Annotated in this window: 2 protein-coding genes; both read left to right on the forward strand. The window is 51.7% G+C overall.

Annotated elements, in window-relative coordinates:
* Positions 1 to 15: 15 nt before the first annotated feature.
* Positions 16 to 996 (forward strand): sterol desaturase family protein, encoded by a 981-nt coding sequence (locus A3761_RS23590; RefSeq protein ID WP_068510539.1) that lies wholly within the window; start codon positions 16 to 18, stop codon positions 994 to 996.
* Between the two features lie 64 nt (positions 997 to 1060).
* Positions 1061 to 1836: alpha/beta hydrolase (locus tag A3761_RS23595; protein ID WP_068751023.1), on the forward strand; the 776-nt coding region annotated here is incomplete at its 3' end.

Here is a 1836-nt window from a genome sequence, read left to right on the forward strand (position 1 = left end):
ACAACGAGGCGATGCATGAATATCTCCCAGTGGTTTGACGAACTTTGGCTCACTAGCGGTTTGCCGCAACTGCTCGCTCTTGCGCCCGACTGGCTGGCACTGGATACGCGCCAACTTATCTTTGTGATCGCCACGCCGTTTTTCATTGGCGTGTTCGCGTGGGAGTTTTTGCGCATTCGCAATAATCCCGTACTGGTGGATGTGCGTGAATCGGTGCGTAATTTTATGCTCGGTGCCGGCTACCAAATTACCGAGCTGCTTTTCGCAGGGCTGATTTCCTTTCCTGTGTATGCGTTTGTGTACTATCACCGCGTGGCAGACATCGAGCTAACATGGGTCACCGGGATTGCGCTGTGGTTTCTGGTGGATTTGTGTTTTTACTGGATGCACAGAAGCTCTCACCGCGTACGTTGGTTTTGGGCTGCCCATGTGACGCATCACTCGTCTGAGCGAATGAACTTCTCTACGGCGATGCGCCAAAACGCCACCAATATTTTTAACGGCGGCTGGCTGTTTTATTTGCCGCTGGCATGGGTGGGCTTTAATCCGGTGTGGATTGGCATTTGTTATGCGTTGTCGTTGGTCTATCAGTTCTTCATTCACACGACATTGGTGGGCAAGTTGCATCCGGTAATCGAGTTTATTTTCAATACGCCTAGCCACCACCGTGTGCATCATGCGCGCAATCCAGAATACATCGATAGAAACTACGGCGGCGTGTTCATTATTTACGATCGCCTGTTTGGAACTTTCGTCGAAGAGCGAGAAACGCTGCCAGTGGAATACGGCATTACGCGCCCGGTTTATAGCAATAACTTGATCGTCAATTGGTGCCATGAGTACCGCGATATGTTTCGTGACATGGCCCGCAAAGGGGGCTTATGGAAGCGTTTGCAGCATCTCTGGATGCCGCCTGAATGGCAACGACCCGAGGCGGAAAAACGGTCGCAAGCCCAACCGCACGATGACACTGCGGCAGAGGTAGGGAAACGCTAGCGGACATGACAGCAACGGCACAGGCGACGTATTATCGAAGGATCTTGATACGTTGTGTGTGCCCATGACTAGCCCGTTTGATCAACAACATATTCAACAGCATTGGCAGCCGCTGAATTGGCGTGCATTTGACCCGCTTGATGAGGCCAGCCAGCGCTATATTCGCTATTACGGTCTTGATTTCGCCGATGCGTTGCCGGCGTTGTCTCATGGTTTTGGTTATTTTGACGCCGCAGGGCATCGTGTCTCTGTGCATGCTTGGCGGCCAGAAAATCCGCGCGGCACCGTGCTGGTGTGTCACGGGTATTTTGACCATGTTGGTTTGTACCGCCATATTATTGGCCACGTGCTATCGCTGGGGTATGCGGTGCTTGCTTATGATCTGCCAGGTCATGGATTAAGCTCCGGCGCGCGCGCGGTGATCGATGATTTTCGTACCTACCGCGAAGTCATGGAAAACTGCCTCGCATTGGCAGAGAACCATTTGCCAAAACCTTGGCATGTCATCGCACAAAGTACCGGGGGTGCGATAGTGATGGATTATTTGCTGAGTTTTTCCCCGGAAAAAACCTTCCCGTTTGAGCGCGCTATTCTGCTTGCGCCGTTAGTGCGCCCATTTCGTTGGCCGTTTGTGAAGTGGCTACATACCGCAATCAGTCCGTTCGCGAAACAAATTAAACGTGTTTTCTCGATTAACTCCGGAGACAGCGAGTTTCTCGATTTTCTCGAAAATCATGACCCACTTCAGCCGCGCCATGTGCCTGCACAATGGGTTGGCGCACTGAAAAAATGGTTGCCGCATTTTCTCAAAAATTCACCGGTGACCTTTAGTCCAGTCGT

It is taken from the genome of Oleiphilus sp. HI0123 (assembly GCF_001635315.1).

Excerpts from the sequence above, each read along its gene's own strand:
- A3761_RS23590 (WP_068510539.1), top strand. The coding sequence starts at position 16 with ATGAATATCTCCCAGTGGTTTGACGAACTTTGGCTCACTAGCGGTTTG.